We start from the raw sequence: 18,113 nt of genomic DNA, 5'->3' as shown, positions 1-18,113 counted from the left end.
GCGCAAAATGGAAGCACTAATTAAAAACATACTATTACTAAAACAAATAAATCATCTATATTATTAGGGTCTGTTGACCTTTGCGGATTACAATTTGTTCAAACTAGGGGCGGTTTAATCGCGGCGCGAGGTTTGTAACCTAGTGGGCTAAGTAAAAACCGAGCAACAAAGAGTAAATCGCCCCTAGGCAGAACCCGAAGGGCAGCGCCTGTTTGGTATTGATGCTGCGTTATCGCCTATTTATGGGGAATAACCACACTACATAGGCTCTACCTTGCCTAAATACCAAACAGACTGCTGCAAATTTAACCTTGAAAGGTCAACAGACCCTACACTGCTAATGTCTACTTTTAGCATCACACGAGGTAGATAAAATAGATAAAAGTAATCGGCAGTGCGCTAAACTATTAAGTTATTAAAGGCTGTTAAATTAAATGAGGAATACCTATTAAACTATTTAAAAAATTAATCCAGCTTTTGGTTAGTTTACTATTGGCTTTTGTTGTTATTGGATTACTGTTACCACAGCATTATCATGTGCAAAAAAGTATCAAAATCAATGCGCGCCCTGCCGTTATCAAATCATTAGTAGCAGATTTTTCACACTGGTATAAATGGTCGCCTTGGCAACAAATAGACCCTAATATTGAATTTAATATTGGCGAGCCAAGTACAGGTACAGGCGCCTATCAATCTTGGCGTGGTAAATGGGGGCAAGGTGAAATGACTATATCTTCATTAAGTGCCAATGAAATTGTATTTAATGTGTTATTTAATCAAGAACATATTATCACGAGTAAAATGCAATTTAACCAACAAACCAAAATCGTAACTTGGCATGTAGAAGGGCAAGCAACAGCGCCGCTGATTTCGGGTTATGTTGCTATATTTGCTGAAAATATATTAGCTAATATAGTCACCTTGGGGCTGAATAACTTAAAAACAGTGGCTCAACTGAGCGATCCTCAAACAATAATGGAAAGTCATGATAGTCAAAACCGCACAAGCCCGCATTAAGCTTGCTAATATTATTGAGTTATTATAAATTTACTCAAACCGGTGATGAAATGTTTAAGTTAATGAACTACCCAGTTAATAAAGTGTACAAACAGTTAATTGGTTCAGCATTTGAAGGGGAGTTTGAATTAGTATGGCACGCTTTAAAATAGCCAAAAAAAAGCCACACAAGGTGGCTTTTAAAATAGTTTTTACTTAAAAGTGCACTTGCACGCCGGCAAATGGACCTGACGCATCAATATTTGTATTAATATCATCTACATCATCAAGCTCTAAAGTCATTGAACGGTAACCCGCTCTAAGTGCTACATCGACGGCTAAATTATCAACAAACTGCCATGCAATACCCATTTGATAATCTTGCACCTTGCTGTCATCAATGGCCAAAAAACTGCCTTCCGCAAACACACTTAAACCAGTAAATGGTAAGCCAGCTTCAAAACGGCCGTAAGCTAAAGGCACTACACCAGAAAATTCTTTTAGCTCAGTAAAGTTAGGACCACCCTGTTGTGAAGTTCCGGTAACAACAATCTCACCATCAAACTGCTTTGCATTTACACCTAAATCAATAGAGATTAAATCGTTATCAAAAATCTCATAATAAAAAATATAATCAATATGCGATAAATCAGTCACTGAGTTTACATCAGTACCAACAACATAATCGGTGCCATTAAAAGTAAATGTATCTTCAAGCAGCGTTGAACCCGCTAATTCAAGCTCAGTGTATTTTAGTTTTAAGTTTGGCACTAACGGTACTGGATGCTCTAAAGCAGCATAGTAGCTTACAAAAGTTTCGTCTTCAAAATTGAAGTTTTGCAACGCGTTATTATTGTCAGAAAAACGACCTTCATTATCTGATTTCCAACCATCAACCCCTACATACAAACCTAATAGTGTGTCGGCTTGTGCAACGGGTGCTAAACATGCCATTGAAATAGCCGCTGCTATACAATACTTTTTCATTTTTTATCCTTGTTCTAATAATTGACTAAGCTCAATCAATGCCGCATTGGCTCTAGAAATATAATTTGCCATAACCAGCGAGTGGTTAGCAACATAACCAAACCCATTGCCATTTAGTACCATAGGGCTCCAAACCGTTTCTTGGGTGGCCTCAAGCTCTCGGGTAATTTGTTGTAAACTAATACGGGCATTTTTATTTTCAAGCACATCGTTAAAGTCATGCTCAATTGCTTGTAAAAAATGCAATAGCGCCCAAGTTGCACCACGCGACTCGTAAAAAACATCGTCTATTTTTAACCAGGGTGTTTTTACCTGATGCTGCAATGGCCCAAGCGTTGCTTGTGTATTGGCAGCATTGCCCGCTAAATCTGTATTTACTTTATCTTGCCCAACACTGGCGCTTAACCTTTGACTTAAACTGCCTAAGCGTTTTTCAACTTCTTTTAGCCACGTGCGAAGATTATCAGCACGAGAATAAAATTGGCTCTCGCGTGATTGGTTATTTGCAATATTGCTCCGATACGTAATTAAATGATCTACCCCTTTTTGGTATTCACCCTCAGCACTTGGCCAAGCCCACGCTTGTGCACTTATATTAAATTGCGGTTGCGCCTTTTTTAAAGAATCATTTTCAGTAGATTGAGATTGCGAACGGCTAAAATCTTTTCGCATAGACAACGACAAATCGCGCACCATTTCTAATGCGCCATATTCCCATGCCGGCATGTTGTCCATTATGACACTTGGTGGTAACACATCATTTGATAAATAACCGCCACGCTTATTTAATAACGTATCGGTAACAGTGATGAGTGTTGAGGTGGTTATATAACCTGTAACAAGTTGTTCATTGCGTTGCTGTGCTTGTTGCTTTGCATTTTCTAAAACATCAAAGCGTGCAGGCTCTATGCTCCAATAAACTGAAATAGCGTAAAACAACACTAACAACAATACTAAGGCAGTCGTTATTTTTCCTTTGTGCTGTAACATTTATCCTCCTAATGATGAGTATGTGCTTTTGATGATTTTACCGGCTTTGCCAGCGATGCCAATGACACTACTTTAGCAGATGTAAATACACGATTTCCATCATCAAAATATAACGTGAGTTTGCGCTCTTGGCCTACATTTAGCGGTTCTTGTGGTTCAAATACCATTAAATGATAACCGCCTGGCTTAAAACCAAGCTGTTGATGGGCTTTAATTAGTAATGATTCCACTTTTTGCATTTTCATCATGCCATCAGCGTGTACGTGCTCGTGAATTTCAACGCGGCCTAAACCATCAATAGTGGCTTTTGTGAGCGTTGCTGGCACGTCGCTATGATTAGTTATTGTTAAATAGCCGACACTTGCTTTGGTTGCTGGTAAAAACGCTCTTACTTGCGCATTGCTCACCTGCAACTGCGCTACTTCATCGTTGTGCTCATGCCCCTCGTGCGCCATTAACGAAGACGAAAAAAAGCCTATCATTAATGCATTCGCTATCGAAATACATTGTTTCATCATCATTAAAATCCTTGTTAAAACAAAAAAATACAATTCAAATTTAGCATAATTCTCGTACATTAGGCAGTAAATTTAAACTTACGAGGCGACTTTTTTATTGTCTGCGATTAACCAACATAACCCTGCTACAAATAATAATGGCCACGCGATCATCAATGATCCGAATAGAAAAGCTAAAATCGTACCAGCCAGTGCCACCATCGCCGCACCAATTAACCCCATAGTAACTAAAGCAACAACCGCAATAACAACAATAATAGCTATTAATGTGCCAATTAGCTCTATCCCTGTCCAGCTAATATCGGAGATCCATAGCGGAAACTGCCACACATCAAAGTGAATAATTGAACCACTGTTAATAAAAAACAGTACAACAATGACTAGGGTCTGTTGACCTTTGCGGATTAAAATTTGTTCAAACTAGGGGCGGTTTAATCGCGGCGCGAGGTTTGTAACCTAGTGGGCTAAGTCAAAACCGAGCAAAGCTTCCGCGTCCTGCTCACGCCCCTTACCTACATCCATGTAGGCAACAAAGAGTAAATCGCCCCTAGGCAGAACCCGAAGGGCAACGCCTGTTTGGCATTGATGCTGCGTTATCGCCTATTTATGGGGAATAACCACACTACATAGGCTCTGCCTTGCCTAAATACCAAACAGACTGCTGCAAATTTAACCTTGAAAGGTCAACAGACCCTAGGCACACGGCGAATGTTTTCATGCTGCTCTCCTTACACTGCTTTTTCTTCAAGACAACAGTGGGCAATTAAATAACTTAGCGCCACTGCAAATGGAAAACTTAAAAATAATAAAACAGTCACTAAGCGAGTAGACCATACCGGAAAGCCTAGTCGGTAAGCTAACCCACTACAAACGCCTGATATTTTTTTGTTAAGTGTATTTTTGTACCAACGACGCTCTGTATTAAAACGAATCATAATAATCTCCTTAAGCTGTTTGTTTGTTGCTTATTTGGCGTCTTATATTCTTTTCTTCACATAAAAGTGCCACTGCTGTACTACGGCACTCATTAAGCGCTTCTTGCATTTCGGTAAGCATTAAATTGAGTAATTTTTCTGAGTCTTCTGCTTTATCAAGCATGGCAACGATATTTGCTTGAATGACGTCATTTACGCGGTTAACTATGCCCATGGTATTCCCCTAGTGATTTTTATTTATACATCAACAGGGTTCCAAGAGTTGTGCCAACAACATAAAGTTGTTTTATTTTCATTAAATATCATATTGTTAAATGATTTTTTTGTGAATAAATTGATGACTCGTCACTGAATAAAATTAAGTCGAATTGGCTAATAAATTAAAATTTTGACCAAAATTTAGGATCAAAAAAAGCCACTTAAAGTGGCTCTTTTCTATACAGAGAATCTGTTATTCGGGTACGTAACTTAGTGCTTTATCCATAACACTCAAATCAGCTTGCTTGCCGTGGCCATTTTCAGATAAATGGCGTCTAAAACCACGCGCACCGGGTTGCCCCTGAAAAATACCCAACATATGGCGGGCAACATGCCAAAAATTAGCGCCTAAACGCATCTCTTGTTCAATGTAATCATACATAGAGCGTACAACATCATGGCGTGACTGAGTATTAGCAGCTTCACCGTATATTTTTTCATCAACGTCATTTAACATAAATGGATTACTGTAAGCCTCTCGCCCAACCATCACCCCATCGATGTACTGTAAATGCGCAAGGCTTTGCTCAATGGTTTTAACACCGCCATTAATACTTAAATCAAGTTGTGGGTAATCTTTTTTAAGCTGGTAAACACGGGGGTAGTTAAGCTCAGGCACTTCGCGATTTTCTTTTGGACTTAACCCTTTCAGCCATGCTTTACGGGCATGAATAATAAAATCATCACAGCCTACTTTATGCGATGCTTCAATAAGCGCACATAAAAATTCATAGGAGTCTTGCTCATCAATACCGATACGCGTTTTTACCGTAACCGGAATATTGACTTCACTTTTCATGGCCGCAACACACTCTGCCACAAGCTCTGGCTCTGCCATTAAACAGGCACCAAAACGCCCATTTTGTACCCTGTCTGACGGGCAACCTACATTAAGGTTTATTTCATCATAACCCCGTTCGCCTGCAAGTTTGGCGCATTGCGCTAACGCTTGCGGATCTGAGCCACCTAACTGCAATGCTACTGGACCCTCATGCTGATTAAAGTGCAAGTAATCACCACGGCCAAATAAAATAGCCCCTGTGGTGATCATTTCAGTGTACAGCACCGTGTGCTTTGTCATTTTACGATGAAACGTACGACAGTGACGATCAGTCCAATCGAGCATAGGTGCCACAGAAAAGCGTCTATTTAAAGTACGTTTATCCAAAATGTTGTCCTCGAAAATTTATAATTTAAGCCTAGCTTAAAAGGCGCTGCATTTTACACAAAAGCGCTATGCGCAGCAATGTTAAGCAAACACCTGCAAGCCAAAGTATTGCGCAATACCATTTAAAATATTGGTTACCGCAACTGAGCTTAAAATTAATCCCATAATTCGACTAATAATACTTGCCCCACTGTCGCCTATTATTTTATGTACATGCGTAGCCAGTAACAACAAAACGAGTACCACTACTAAAACGGCTAGCATCATTGATGAGGTAATCATTTGCTCAACCCAAGTGTATTCTTCATTACGCGTCATTAATACTGCACCTAACATAGCGCCTGGGCTTGCTATTGAGGGAATAGCCAGCGGAAAAATAGCGGTTTCAGTGCTGCCCTTAGCACTTTTAATTTCAGCTTCGGGCTTACTTTCACCAAACGTCATGGAGAGTGCAAAAATCAGTAGAATCAAGCCACCGGCTATTTGAAATGCCGACAGGGGAATATCAATCACATTGAGCAATTGCTCGCCAGCAACTACAAAAAATAACAGCACTAAAGCGGATACACCCACGGCCTTAAAAATCACTTTACGCTTAAACTTGTCGTCATCACCCCGAGTTACGGCAATAAAAACCGGAATTGTGCCAATCGGATCGATAACCGCAAAAAAGAAAATAAATATGGCTAATAGTTCATGCATTAATGAATACCTTTCACAAAAGCGGTTAATAAAACGCTGCAACTACAATACAGTATGTTAGTATATCACGGCAGAGTAAGGATGAGAGAAGATGAATATAGAATCACTCGTAAGTAAAGCAAAACAAGTATGCGACAACCGTGGTGCGCGATTTACACCTATTCGCGAGAAGGTATTTCGTTTATTAGCAAGTGCACAAGGTGGTGTAGGTGCATACGATTTACTAGAGCAATTGAAAGTCACTGAAACAGGTGCAAAACCTGCGACTATTTATCGTGCTTTAGACTTTTTAGCCGAACTCGGTTTTATTCATAAAATTGAAAGCACAAATGCATTTATGCTGTGCCATCATTTTGATCATATTCATCCTGTACAGCTATTAATTTGCGATACCTGCGGATTTGTTAAAGAATTACACTCAACGGTAATTTCTCATGAACTCAATAGTTTAGCAGCTGAAAGTGGCTTTGTCGTTTCTGGGCAAACAATAGAAGCACATGGTAAATGTGATTCTTGTCGAGCGTAGTTGAGCGACTGAAGCTATACTTTACGTATAATATTTATTTGTACCAATTTAAGGATTCATTGTATGAATGTAGAGTTCATTAATCCATTTTTATCTTCTTTGATTAATGTATTGAGCACCATGGCTCAAACTCAATTAAAACCGGGTAAACCTCGAATTAAAACTGATGAGGTAGCCTGTGGTGATGTGTCAGGGTTAATTGGTATGGTAGGGCCTCAAACCCGTGGCTCATTTTCAATCACTTTCGACGAAGGTTTAGCGCTAACTATTATGGAGCGCATGTTAGGTGAGCGACCAGCGGGTGTAAATGAAGAAGTAACCGATATGGTCGGCGAAATCACCAATATGGTTACCGGTGGTGCTAAAAATTTATTAGGTGAAAAAGGTTATGATTTTGCCATGGCAACACCCGTTGTTGTGTCTGGTAAAAACCACACTATTACCCATAAAAGTGACGGTAAAAAAATCATCATGCCATTTACCAGCGATGCAGGTAATGCATATATTGAAGTAAGCTTTGATAAGCTATGAGCTGGTCGCAAACTACGATTACATTAAAGCCTCGCTCGCGGGGCTTTCATTTAATTGATAATGAAATGCTTTCTCAACTTCCACAATTGAGCAAATTAAAAATAGGTTTATTACACTTATTTATTCAACACACCTCTGCCAGCTTAACCATTAATGAAAATGCCGATCCTACCGTGCGCATGGATATGGAAAGCCACTTCAATCAATTTGTGCCAGAGCGCCAACCTTATTATCGCCATGACTACGAAGGCGATGACGACATGCCTGCCCATATAAAAACCAGTATCTTAGGCTGCGAGTTAACCATACCTATTAGCCATGGCCTGTTAGCGCTGGGAACTTGGCAAGGGATATACTTAGGCGAACATCGTGACCATGGTGGGTCTAGGCGGATTATTGCAACGTTGCAAGGGCAAGTTTAAAAGCTATCAGGAAAAACATATTACCACTGCTGATTAAGTAAAATTATAATTTGCTTTAATTTAAGCTAGTGGATTAATAAAGAGTGGATGTTTACTTTGAAGAGATTGGACAGCATACGAAGATCGAACTGCTTATGACTTAGTTTGACCTTGGCATGTTTTTTAAATTACTTAAAGAAATTGGAGCGGCACACGAGGCTCGAACTCGTGACCTCGACCTTGGCAAGGTCGCGCTCTACCAACTGAGCTAGTGCCGCATTCAAAATAGTCAGTAATTTGTCCGTTGGTGCGCGACGGGTCGCGTTCAACATTCTGGCAACTGAGCTAGTGCCGCATTCTAGGTTCTAGGTTCTAGGTTCTAGGTTCTAGGTTCTATCAATATTAAACCTTGTTCCTTTAACCTTTCATCTTGAATCTTTATTTCTTCTGCAATTTCTTTGGTGAGAAATTGGAGCGGCACACGAGGCTCGAACTCGTGACCTCGACCTTGGCAAGGTCGCGCTCTACCAACTGAGCTAGTGCCGCATTCAAAATAGTCAGTAATTTGTCCGTTGGTGCGCGACGGGTCGCGTTCAACATTCTGGCAACTGAGCTAGTGCCGCATTCAAAATAGTCAGTAATTTGTCCGTTGGTGCGCGACGGGTCGCGTTCAACATTCTGGCAACTGAGCTAGTGCCGCATTCAAAATAGTCAGTAATTTGTCCGTTGGTGCGCGACAGGTCGCGTTCAACATTCTGGCAACTGAGCTAGTGCCGCATTTTAAGTTCTAGGTTCTAGGTTCTAGGTTCTATCAATATTAAACCTTGTTCCTTTAACCTTTCATCTTGAGTCTTTAACTTAAGCATACTAACCCCGTGGGGTTTATCGTCTTAAGCGGGGCAGGATTCTACAATAATTAGGGGGCTTTGCAAGTATTTTTTATAAATTAAAAAACTTTTCTCGGTAAACCTTTAATTCCATAATCGAATCTTTAATGTCGTCTAGCGCTAAATGCGACCCTTTTTTATTCACTTGGGCCAATACCTCGGGTTTCCACCGGCGCGCAAGTTCTTTAATCGTACTTACATCAAGATTGCGATAGTGGAAAAAATCTTCAAGCTCACGCATATACTTATTCATAAAGCGGCGATCTTGGCCAATCGAATTACCACACATAGGCGACGCACCAGCAGGCACCCATTGTTTTAAAAACGCCAGTGTCTGCTCAACGGCATAAACTTCATCAAAGGTGCTGGCTTTACAGCGTGCTGTTAGCCCTGATTTGCCATGCTGAGTTGTACACCACTCATCCATGCCATCAAGTAGTTCATCACTTTGATGAATGGCAATGGTTGGCCCTTCAGCTAATATATTCAGATCAGCATCAGTGACAACCGTTGCAATTTCAAGTATTTTGTCAGTCTCTGGTTCGAGCCCGGTCATTTCCAGATCGAGCCAAATTAAATTTGATTCATTAATAGTCATAATTACCTTAAACGGTGCTTTTCTTTTATACCAACGTATTTCGATATATCATATTAGCATCAACCGTCGAGCTAAAGCTTTTTTTGGCAAACTCGACATTTAACTCAGGTTATAGGCCTAAAGTGGCAAAACAGAAAAAATTAAGTAAAGGTCAATCCCGTAGGATCAAGGCCAATCATCAAAAACGTTTATCGAATGCCGATGCAAAACCAGCAAAAGCCGGTCCGCAACAGTGGCAAACAGATAATTTAGGCCAAGTGGAAAATGCGATTGTCATTAGCCGCTTTGGCCAACATGCTGACGTAGAGACACAAAGCGGCGATGTTTTGCGTTGTAATATTCGCCGTACTGTATTGAACTTAGTGTGTGGCGATGAAGTATTATTTCGCCGTGCAAAAGTAAGTGAAGGTGATTTAGCGGGCGTTATTGAAGCAACCCAAGAGCGCCGTTCACAACTCACGCGCCCCGATTTTTACGATGGCGTAAAAGTGATTGCCGCTAACATTGATCAAATTTTAATGGTCTCAGCGGTATTGCCAGAGTTTACGCCAAGCATTATTGACCGCTACCTTATAGCCTGTGAAGATATGGGTATTGAGCCGATTTTAGTGCTTAATAAAATTGATTTAATTGACGAAGCCGGGCTTAATGAAATTCAACAAACCCTCGACATTTACCGTAAGCTTAATTACCAAGTGCTACTCGTTAGCAATGTGACAGACGAAGGTATTAATGAGCTAAAAGAAGTACTTGCTGGCAAAAACAATATTTTTGTTGGCCAAAGTGGGGTGGGTAAATCCACCTTGGTTAATACCGTACTTCCTGATGCTGAAATTTTAACGAAAGAAGTGTCTGAAAACAGTGGGCTTGGCCAGCACACCACCACGGTATCGCGCCTGCATCATTTGCCCAGTGGCGGTAATTTAATTGATTCACCGGGTATTCGTGAATTTGGACTTTGGCATTTGGATGTTGAACGAGTGACATGGTGCTTTAAAGAATTTAGAGAGTTTATAGGCGGATGTCGCTTTAGAGACTGTAAACATTTAAACGATCCGGGCTGTATTATTAAACAAGCGGTAGCCGATGGCGACATTTCAAAATTACGCTTTGAAAGCTACCACCGTATTTTAGAAACCATGGCCGATGGCCGTGCTGGCGCGCGTGCGCCCCGCGTATAATTAGGGAAAAACCTGTGAGTTTAGATAAATTTAAAATCGCCATGCAGTATGCCATGCCAAAGCACTTTATTTCTCGTGTAGTAGGTAAACTTGCAGCTGCAAAAGCCGGCGCATTAACAACCACATTAATTAAATTATTTATTAAACAATATAAAATAGATATGAGCGAAGCTAAATATTCAGATCCAGCTCATTACAAAAGCTTTAATGAATTTTTTACCCGTCCGTTAAAAGACGGTGTGCGCCCTATGGTTGAAGATGACGATATTATTATTCACCCAGTAGATGGTGCAATTAGCCAGCTTGGCGATATTGTTGACGGCCAACTTATCCAAGCTAAAGGCCATGATTACAGCTTACAAGCATTGTTAGGTGGCTCACAAGACGACACAACCCCATTTTTAGGCGGTAAATTTGCAACTATTTACTTGGCACCAAAAGATTACCACCGTATTCATATGCCAATTGATGGCACGTTAAGCAAAATGATTTATGTACCGGGCGATTTATTTTCAGTAAATCCACTTACCGCGCAAAACGTGCCAAATTTATTTGCCCGTAACGAGCGTGTAGTGGCTATTTTTGAAACTGACATTGGCCCGCTAGCTATGGTTTTAGTAGGCGCAACCATAGTTGCCAGCATAGAAACTATTTGGGCAGGCACAGTAACGCCACCAGCGGGCAGTGATGTGTTTAGCTGGAACTATCCCACTAAAGGCGAAAACGCAATTACCCTTAAGAAAGGGGAAGAAATGGGTCGCTTTAAGTTAGGCTCAACAGTTGTGCTTGCATGGGGTGCAGATAAAGCCGACATTTTAGATGATCAACACCCTGAAACGGTAACCCGTTTAGGCACTGCGTTTGCAAAAATTGATGATTAATAATTAGTACCAGTTGTCAGTTGTCAGTTGTCAGTTGTCAGTTGTCAGTTGTCAGTTGTCAGGTCGAGATTAAAAAACACCGTGTTTATTTTCTATAATCACGGTGTTTTTCTTGTAGACGTAGAGCTTGCTCACGCTATAAGTGACGCTTTTCATTACTTATACCCGTTACATTCTTTACACGCTAAATCCTTAGTTATTTTAAAATGCTGTTGCTTTAAGCTTAATGCGTCAAAGGTTATAAACACACTCCCCTCAAAATGACCTAACAACATATTTAGGGTTAACTGTGCCTGCATAGCGCCAATAACACCAAGCAAGGGGCTAATAACGCCCGCATTATCACAATTAATAACTGGATTAGCATCGTTTTGTGGAAACACACAACCATAGCAAGGGCTATCAGTTTGCCTAAAATCAAAGCCCATTAATTGCCCTTGAGTTGCCAGCGCGGCTGCAGAAATAAGCGGTGTTTTACTGTTTATGCAAAAACGATTTACCGTGTAACGAGTTGCAAAGTTATCAGAGCAATCAAGTACAATATCGGCGTTAATTAATAGCACATCACTATTGGCATTAGTCAACTTTTGCGAGTGAGTCACTATATTTATTTGATTGTTAAGACTAGTAAGCACCTTCCCTGCTGCACTTACTTTTTGTTGCCCTAAGTGGTTAACTTTGTACAGTATTTGCCGCTGTAAATTAGAGAGCTCAACCGCATCGTCATCAATTAATATTAACGTGCCTATGCCAGCAGCCGCTAAATACAGTAGCGCAGGACTTCCTAGCCCACCTGCACCTACCACAGCAACGGTTGCCGCTTTAAGTGTTAACTGCCCCTCAAGCCCCACTTCTTTTAATAATAAGTGACGGCTATAACGCAAGGTTTCTTTGTCACTCAGTTGCTGCATTTGCATGTCAGCAAGTAGACTCATTCATTACGGCTTGTAGGGCATTAATTGCCTGTACATAATCATCAGCCTCGGTAATAGCACGCACCACGGCCACACTGCCCACGCCAGTTTTAGCAACATCACGTGCTCTGGTTAAATTAATACCGCCAATGGCCACAGTGGGGTAACTTTGCATAAGCGGTACAAATTTATTGAGTTTTTCAAGCCCTTGTATTTGCCCTGTCATGTCTTTGGTCGTGGTTGGGTAAATAGCGCCAAAGGCCATATAGCTTGGGCGGTAATTATGCGCACGAAGCATTTCATAAAAACCATGGGTAGAAAGTCCAAGTCGAAGGTCCGCTTCTTTAATCGCAGCCAAATTTGCGCTTGTTAAGTCTTCTTGACCTAAATGCACACCATAAGCGCCATGCTTGATTGCCAACTGCCAATAATCATTAATAAACACATATGCATTGTGTTGTTTGCCTAAAGCGACGGCGCTTGCGACTAATTGCTCAAGTTCCTTCTCGCTTTTGTTTTTAACCCTTAACTGCGCTGTTTTAATACCACTTTGTAAACACTTTTCTAACCATTCAATGCTATCAACTACCGCATAAACCCCAAACTTTGTGCTTTCACACGCTGCAAAGTCGGCGGCCATATTAAAATCAAGCGGCACATCAAAATCCAGTTCATCGCCTAACCAACTACCCGGCTCAATCACTTGAGGATAATGCGCTAAATCGGTAGGAAACTGCGTTTGTGCGACAGGGCCTATGCCCTCGCCATATCGAACCGATTGCTTTAACCCTTGGTTTATATAGGCTTTAGCTAAAATAAACGCATCTTTTAACGGGTAGTCTTTTGCAAGGCACGCAGCAATTACTGACGCCATACTGCACCCTGTACCATGGCTATGAGGAACTTGAATTTTTTCATTACCTAGCCAATAGTCTTCACCATTTTGTGTGCAGTAATCAATACAATACCCGCTTGGGTAATCCCAGTGCCCACCTTTAATCACCACCGCTTTTGCGCCCCATGCCATTAACTTACTCGCTGCTTCTTTAATTGCTGCGGGGCCAATTAAATACACACCGGTTAATAACTGGGTTTCGTGGATATTTGGGGTAATTACATCTACTAGCGGTAATAAGCATTCTTTAATCGCGCTTACGGTGTCTTCTTCTGTGAGTAAATCGCCGCTTGAAGCAATAGCCACAGGATCATAAACAATCACAGGCGGCGTGGGCCATTTGTTTTTGTAGTGACTTATATGCTCACTAATTAACTGAATTTGCTGTACATTGGCAAGCATACCAATTTTAATCACTTTGGCTTTCATGTCTTTTTCAAGCGCCAATAGCTGCGATTCAATTACATCGGTAGATACTGCATTAATCGCCTCAACACCTAAGCTATTTTGCGCGGTAAGCGCGGTAATTGCCGTGCAACCATGCACACCAAAACTTTGCATTGCCTTAATATCAGCTTGAATACCTGCGCCGCCGCCAGAATCGGAGCCCGCGATTGTCCACACTACATTTGTCATATTTTTATTTCCTTACTGCTGATGCCAAAATGGCATCCCCATTGTGGGGGTTGAGGGGGCTGCAACGTCTTTCTCGGGCATCGCTTTGGCATTATACGCAAAGCGCCCGGCCTCTACCGCGGCTTTAAATGCACGGCTCATAGTCACTGGGCAACCCGCCCCTGCAATGGCTGAATTTAGTAATACTGCATCATACCCTAATTCAAGTGCTTGGCAGGCATGCGATGGTAAACCTAACCCCGCATCAACTATTAATGTTGTATTAGGAAGGCGCTCTCTAATGGTTTTTAAATTATAACGATTTAACAACCCTTTACCCGTGCCAATAGGTGCACCCCATGGCATTAGCACCTCACAGCCTAATTGGTTTAAGCGCTGACACAATACTAAGTCGTCAGTACAATAAGGCAGCACTTTAAAACCATCATTAATTAAAATTTCAGAAGCCTCAAGCAGTGCAAAGGGATCGGGCTGTAAATTATAGTCATCACCAATTAATTCCAGCTTTATCCAATCGGTAGCAAATACTTCTCGGCACATTTTAGCCAAGTTAATTGCCTCTTTAACACTGTGGCACCCTGCGGTGTTAGGCAGTATTTTAAGCCCAGTATTTTTTATTAGTTGCCAAAAATCATCCCCTGCTGCTGCACTTTGCTGGCGCCTAAGTGACACGGTGACTATCTCAGCGCCTGAGGCTTTAATTGATTGCGTCATTATATCTGGTGATGGATATAATGCAGTTCCAATTAACAAGCGGCTGTTAATTGGCTCACCATAAATGGTTAAACAGTCTTTGCTTTGCATAGCACTACCCACCTTGAATAGGTGACAGCAACTCAATACTGTCACCTTCATTTATAACAACGTTGCTATGGCGGCTCTGAGCAATAAACTCCCCATTTACAGCCACGGCATAAGGCGCCATTGCACCAAAATTTTTTACTATTTCCAGCAGCGTCTGACTAGTCACATTTAAAAGCTCACCATTAATTGTAATGTTCATTTAAGACTCACTCTATTTGCGATAATGCTTGTGCCACAAGTGCAGGGGCTAACATATAACCGTGGCGATACAAGCCATTAATACTGATAACCTTACCCATTTTTTTTACCTGTGGGCGATTGTCGCTAAACGCTGGGCGCAAACCTGTTTGAATATTTAATAATCGCGCTTCGGCAAAGCCACTATGAACGGTGTAGGCCGCCGACAATAGTTCGAGGGTTGAGCGCACCGTTGCAGGACCTGTATCTTGCGATTCGATTTCCGTCGCGCCTATTACGTATTCATAATTGGGCTTAGGTGCAATATAAATAGGGTAACGCGGATGCATTAATCGTACAGGACGGGTTAAATTAACCTCAGGGGCGTATAACCTTGCCACCTCGCCGCGCACACCTCGAAGTGACCGATCTTGTTTGGCTCCAAGCCCTCTGCAATCAATAATGTAATCAAACTCTCGATTATTGACTTTGTCATCAAAAATACTCGCGCGTTGATTAAACACAAACTTTACTTTGCGCTTATTAAGCAATCTAAAGCTGGCTTTATAAAAGGCTTGGTTATCGATTTGTGCTTCACCAGGTAAAAATAACCCTTGGTTAAAGCGCCCTTGCAACTCAGGTTCTAAGTTGGCTATTTGCTGCGCATTCACTGTTTCAGCCCTAAAATGAGCGAGTGGCTTTATTCGCTGCGCAAAGCTTTGTAAATCACCTTTATCCTGCTGATGCGCCACGACTAATGTGCCCTGCTGCTGAAAAAACACCTCACTGTTTAATTGCTCTAAAATAGCAGGCCAACGCGCAATAGAGTCCACTCCCATTAAAGCTAAATCATGCTCACACATAACAGATTCAGCTAAGGGTGCCAGCATCGCCGCCGCCACTTTACCGGCACTGTTGTGAGTATGTTCATCATCAGCTTCAAACACGGTTATACGGTGCTGCTTACTTAACTCAAGCGCCGCCAACCGCCCCGCTAAACCAAAGCCCACCACCGCAATGTTATAAAACATAAACACTCCTACATTTAGCTACGAGCCTCTAGCTTTCAGCTGTCAGTAATGCACCCCAGCTTCTATGCTGCTTACTTTGTCGCTGATAGCTGATAACTGAAAGCTGCGCTACAGCGCTTTATGGTAAATCTCTGAACCTGTTTGCTTAAACTCTTCAGACTTGGCTTGCATTTGCGCTTCTACATCAAGCATTTTTATTTCAATGGCATCACCTACGTTATTAGGATCAATACCGCGCGCTTCTAAATCTTTTGCGTAGTCGCGTACCTCTTGGGTTATTTTCATTGAACAAAATTTAGGGCCACACATAGAGCAAAAATGCGCCACTTTACCTGATTCTTGTGGCAGCGTTTCATCATGATATTCACGAGCACGAACCGGGTCTAAACCAATGTTGAATTGGTCGTGCCATCTAAACTCAAAGCGCGCTTTTGATAAGGCGTTATCTCGCTCTTGTGCACCAGGGTGACCTTTGGCTAAATCGGCGGCATGGGCGGCAATTTTATAGGTGATCAGGCCTTCTTTTACATCTTCTTTATTGGGCAAACCTAAATGCTCTTTTGGTGTTACATAGCACAGCATGGCACAGCCATACCACGCTATTTGCGCTGCCCCAATCCCTGAGGTGATATGGTCATACCCTGGGGCTATATCGGTCGTCAGTGGGCCTAAAGTATAAAACGGCGCTTCATCACAATGTTTAAGTTGCTCATCCATATTGGCTTTGATCATATGCATTGGCACATGCCCTGGCCCTTCAATAAACACTTGTACGTCATGCTTCCACGCTATTTTAGTTAGCTCGCCTAAGGTACGCAGTTCACTAAACTGTGCTTCGTCGTTGGCATCGGCAATAGAGCCTGGCCGCAAGCCATCACCGAGTGAAAAACACACATCGTATTGTTTTAAAATTTCACAAATGTCTTCAAAATGCGTGTATAAAAAGTTTTCTTGGTGATGCGCTAGGCACCACTTGGCCATAATCGAGCCGCCACGCGACACAATGCCGGTTACCCGTTTTGCCGTCATAGGCACATAACGCAGCAATACACCGGCATGAATAGTAAAGTAATCAACACCTTGCTCGGCTTGCTCAATCAACGTGTCACGAAATATTTCCCAGGTTAGGTCTTCAGCAACACCATTTACTTTTTCCAGTGCTTGATAAATAGGTACAGTCCCGATAGGGACTGGCGAATTACGTACCAACCATTCTCGGGTTTCATGAATGTAACGCCCAGTAGATAAATCCATAACGGTATCGGCACCCCAACGGGTTGACCACACCATTTTTTCAACTTCCTCTTCAATAGATGAACCGACTGATGAATTACCAATATTGGCGTTAACTTTCACTAAAAAATTACGACCAACAATCATGGGTTCGGTTTCTGGATGGTTTATATTATTAGGTAAAATAGCGCGACCACGCGCTATTTCAGCACGCACAAATTCAGCAGTAATAAACTGTGGAATACTCGCCCCAAAAGACTCCCCTTTATGCTGCGCTGCAAGTAACTCCTCACGTATTTGCGCACGCCCCATGTTTTCACGTATCGCAACATATTCCATTTCAGGCGTAATAATTCCTTGGCGAGCGTAGTGCATTTGGGTGACGTTTTTACCCGCTTTTACACGGCGAATTTTTGGTAAATGCTCAAAGCGAATATGATCAAGCCCATCGTCAGCCATACGCTGCTGCGCAAACTGTGAGGTTACCGACTCAAGTATTTCGGTATCACCGCGGTTTTCAATCCACTGCTCACGGTATTTATTAAGCCCTTTACGTACATCTAATTCAAAATTAGGGTCAGTGTATGGGCCTGACGTATCGTAAACACGCAATGGCTCATTGGGCTCATATACTGGGTTTTCATCTGTGCCACCTATGAATGTATCGCTTAATGTTATTTCGCGCATACCCACACGCACGCCTGGCTGGCTGCCTTCAACGTACACTTTGTGAGAGCTTGGGAACGGCTGACCAGTTAAGTTATAAATATAATCAGATGCGGCCGCACGGGTTTCGCGGCGGGTGGCTTTATTGGTTGTGTTTGACATGACTTACCTCATTGCTTAAGGATTGTCTTGTCAGAT

Annotated in this window: 20 protein-coding genes, 2 tRNA genes and 2 pseudogenes; 7 read left to right on the top strand and 17 right to left on the bottom strand. The window is 41.9% G+C overall.

Annotation, left to right across the window (positions count from 1 at the left end; all coding sequences use genetic code 11):
- Positions 1-468 precede the first annotated feature (468 nt).
- Entirely contained in the window at positions 469-1,017 is a 549-nt protein-coding gene (locus AC6H44_RS01285; RefSeq protein WP_500738355.1) for an SRPBCC family protein, read from the top strand.
- 8 nt (positions 1,018-1,025) lie between these two features.
- Positions 1,026-1,169: pseudogene (locus AC6H44_RS01280) on the top strand (DUF2806 domain-containing protein); the annotation flags it as partial.
- A 43-nt stretch (positions 1,170-1,212) separates the two neighbouring features.
- Here the strand turns inward: AC6H44_RS01280 and AC6H44_RS01275 are convergent.
- The 8 genes and pseudogenes from AC6H44_RS01275 to AC6H44_RS01240 all read right to left on the bottom strand — a co-directional run bounded on the left by AC6H44_RS01275 (position 1,213) and on the right by AC6H44_RS01240 (position 6,554).
- On the bottom strand, positions 1,213-1,983 hold the full coding sequence (locus AC6H44_RS01275) for a TIGR04219 family outer membrane beta-barrel protein (RefSeq protein WP_500736992.1): 771 nt from the start codon (positions 1,981-1,983) through the stop codon (positions 1,213-1,215).
- A 3-nt stretch (positions 1,984-1,986) separates the two neighbouring features.
- Positions 1,987-2,973: a DUF2333 family protein gene (locus AC6H44_RS01270; protein ID WP_500736991.1), complete on the bottom strand. Its 987-nt coding sequence runs from the start codon at positions 2,971-2,973 to the stop codon at positions 1,987-1,989.
- Between the two features lie 8 nt (positions 2,974-2,981).
- Positions 2,982-3,491 (bottom strand): copper chaperone PCu(A)C, encoded by a 510-nt coding sequence (locus AC6H44_RS01265; RefSeq protein ID WP_500738354.1) that lies wholly within the window; start codon positions 3,489-3,491, stop codon positions 2,982-2,984.
- A 78-nt stretch (positions 3,492-3,569) separates the two neighbouring features.
- Positions 3,570-3,869 carry a hypothetical protein gene (locus AC6H44_RS01260; RefSeq protein WP_500738353.1) on the bottom strand — a complete coding sequence of 100 codons (300 nt, stop codon included), beginning with the start codon at positions 3,867-3,869 and terminating at the stop codon, positions 3,570-3,572.
- Between the two features lie 350 nt (positions 3,870-4,219).
- A complete protein-coding gene (locus tag AC6H44_RS01255) occupies positions 4,220-4,426 on the bottom strand; it encodes a PspC domain-containing protein (RefSeq protein ID WP_500736989.1) in 207 nt (68 codons plus the stop codon).
- A 16-nt stretch (positions 4,427-4,442) separates the two neighbouring features.
- Positions 4,443-4,640, bottom strand: a pseudogene (locus tag AC6H44_RS01250) (PspA/IM30 family protein); the annotation flags it as partial.
- Between the two features lie 237 nt (positions 4,641-4,877).
- Positions 4,878-5,810: a tRNA dihydrouridine(20/20a) synthase DusA gene (gene dusA / locus AC6H44_RS01245; protein ID WP_500738351.1), complete on the bottom strand. Its 933-nt coding sequence runs from the start codon at positions 5,808-5,810 to the stop codon at positions 4,878-4,880.
- Between the two features lie 123 nt (positions 5,811-5,933).
- Entirely contained in the window at positions 5,934-6,554 is a 621-nt protein-coding gene (locus AC6H44_RS01240) for a MarC family protein (protein WP_500736988.1), read from the bottom strand.
- A gap of 91 nt (positions 6,555-6,645) precedes the next feature.
- Here AC6H44_RS01240 and AC6H44_RS01235 point away from each other — a divergent pair, with 91 nt between their 5' ends.
- The 3 genes from AC6H44_RS01235 (at position 6,646) to AC6H44_RS01225 (ending at position 8,033) form a co-directional block, all read left to right on the top strand.
- Positions 6,646-7,080: a transcriptional repressor gene (locus AC6H44_RS01235; RefSeq protein ID WP_500736987.1), complete on the top strand. Its 435-nt coding sequence runs from the start codon at positions 6,646-6,648 to the stop codon at positions 7,078-7,080.
- Positions 7,081-7,143: 63 nt separating this feature from the next.
- Positions 7,144-7,611: a chemotaxis protein CheX gene (locus AC6H44_RS01230; RefSeq protein WP_500736985.1), complete on the top strand. Its 468-nt coding sequence runs from the start codon at positions 7,144-7,146 to the stop codon at positions 7,609-7,611.
- The gene (locus AC6H44_RS01225) at positions 7,608-8,033 is read left to right on the top strand and encodes a secondary thiamine-phosphate synthase enzyme YjbQ (RefSeq protein ID WP_500736983.1); all 426 of its coding nucleotides are present in this window, start codon (positions 7,608-7,610) and stop codon (positions 8,031-8,033) included. Before AC6H44_RS01230 ends, AC6H44_RS01225 begins: the two co-directional genes overlap by 4 nt.
- 181 nt (positions 8,034-8,214) lie before the next feature.
- Here AC6H44_RS01225 and AC6H44_RS01220 read toward each other — a convergent pair.
- The 3 genes from AC6H44_RS01220 to orn form a co-directional block, all read right to left on the bottom strand.
- Positions 8,215-8,290, bottom strand: a tRNA-Gly gene (locus AC6H44_RS01220).
- 192 nt (positions 8,291-8,482) lie between these two features.
- Positions 8,483-8,558 (bottom strand) — tRNA-Gly (locus AC6H44_RS01215).
- Between the two features lie 393 nt (positions 8,559-8,951).
- Entirely contained in the window at positions 8,952-9,497 is a 546-nt protein-coding gene (orn, locus tag AC6H44_RS01210; protein WP_500736982.1) for an oligoribonuclease, read from the bottom strand.
- A gap of 122 nt (positions 9,498-9,619) precedes the next feature.
- Here orn and rsgA point away from each other — a divergent pair, with 122 nt between their 5' ends.
- Both rsgA and asd read left to right on the top strand, forming a co-directional pair.
- The gene (gene rsgA / locus AC6H44_RS01205) at positions 9,620-10,678 is read left to right on the top strand and encodes a small ribosomal subunit biogenesis GTPase RsgA (protein ID WP_500736981.1); all 1,059 of its coding nucleotides are present in this window, start codon (positions 9,620-9,622) and stop codon (positions 10,676-10,678) included.
- 14 nt (positions 10,679-10,692) lie between these two features.
- On the top strand, positions 10,693-11,559 hold the full coding sequence (gene asd, locus AC6H44_RS01200; protein WP_500736980.1) for an archaetidylserine decarboxylase: 867 nt from the start codon (positions 10,693-10,695) through the stop codon (positions 11,557-11,559).
- A gap of 155 nt (positions 11,560-11,714) precedes the next feature.
- Here asd and AC6H44_RS01195 read toward each other — a convergent pair whose 3' ends face one another.
- From AC6H44_RS01195 to thiC, 6 genes are all read right to left on the bottom strand, one after another.
- A complete protein-coding gene (locus AC6H44_RS01195; protein WP_500738350.1) occupies positions 11,715-12,470 on the bottom strand; it encodes a HesA/MoeB/ThiF family protein in 756 nt (251 codons plus the stop codon).
- A 7-nt stretch (positions 12,471-12,477) separates the two neighbouring features.
- Positions 12,478-14,004 (bottom strand): thiamine phosphate synthase, encoded by a 1,527-nt coding sequence (gene thiE / locus AC6H44_RS01190; RefSeq protein ID WP_500736979.1) that lies wholly within the window; start codon positions 14,002-14,004, stop codon positions 12,478-12,480.
- A gap of 12 nt (positions 14,005-14,016) precedes the next feature.
- Positions 14,017-14,808: a thiazole synthase gene (locus tag AC6H44_RS01185; protein WP_500736978.1), complete on the bottom strand. Its 792-nt coding sequence runs from the start codon at positions 14,806-14,808 to the stop codon at positions 14,017-14,019.
- 4 nt (positions 14,809-14,812) lie between these two features.
- Complete coding sequence (gene thiS / locus AC6H44_RS01180) at positions 14,813-15,007, bottom strand: sulfur carrier protein ThiS (RefSeq protein ID WP_500736977.1); 195 nt, start codon at positions 15,005-15,007, stop codon at positions 14,813-14,815.
- 7 nt (positions 15,008-15,014) lie between these two features.
- Positions 15,015-16,016 (bottom strand): FAD-dependent oxidoreductase, encoded by a 1,002-nt coding sequence (locus AC6H44_RS01175; protein WP_500736976.1) that lies wholly within the window; start codon positions 16,014-16,016, stop codon positions 15,015-15,017.
- Between the two features lie 108 nt (positions 16,017-16,124).
- Positions 16,125-18,077, bottom strand: coding sequence for a phosphomethylpyrimidine synthase ThiC (thiC, locus tag AC6H44_RS01170; RefSeq protein WP_500736975.1), 1,953 nt, complete (start codon positions 18,075-18,077; stop codon positions 16,125-16,127).
- Between the last annotated feature and the right edge of the window lie 36 nt (positions 18,078-18,113).

This window comes from Pseudoalteromonas sp. TAP-3C (assembly GCF_059888565.1).
The sequence above is the reverse complement of the archived record's forward strand: the minus strand, read 5'-3'. Positions and strand labels throughout refer to the sequence as shown.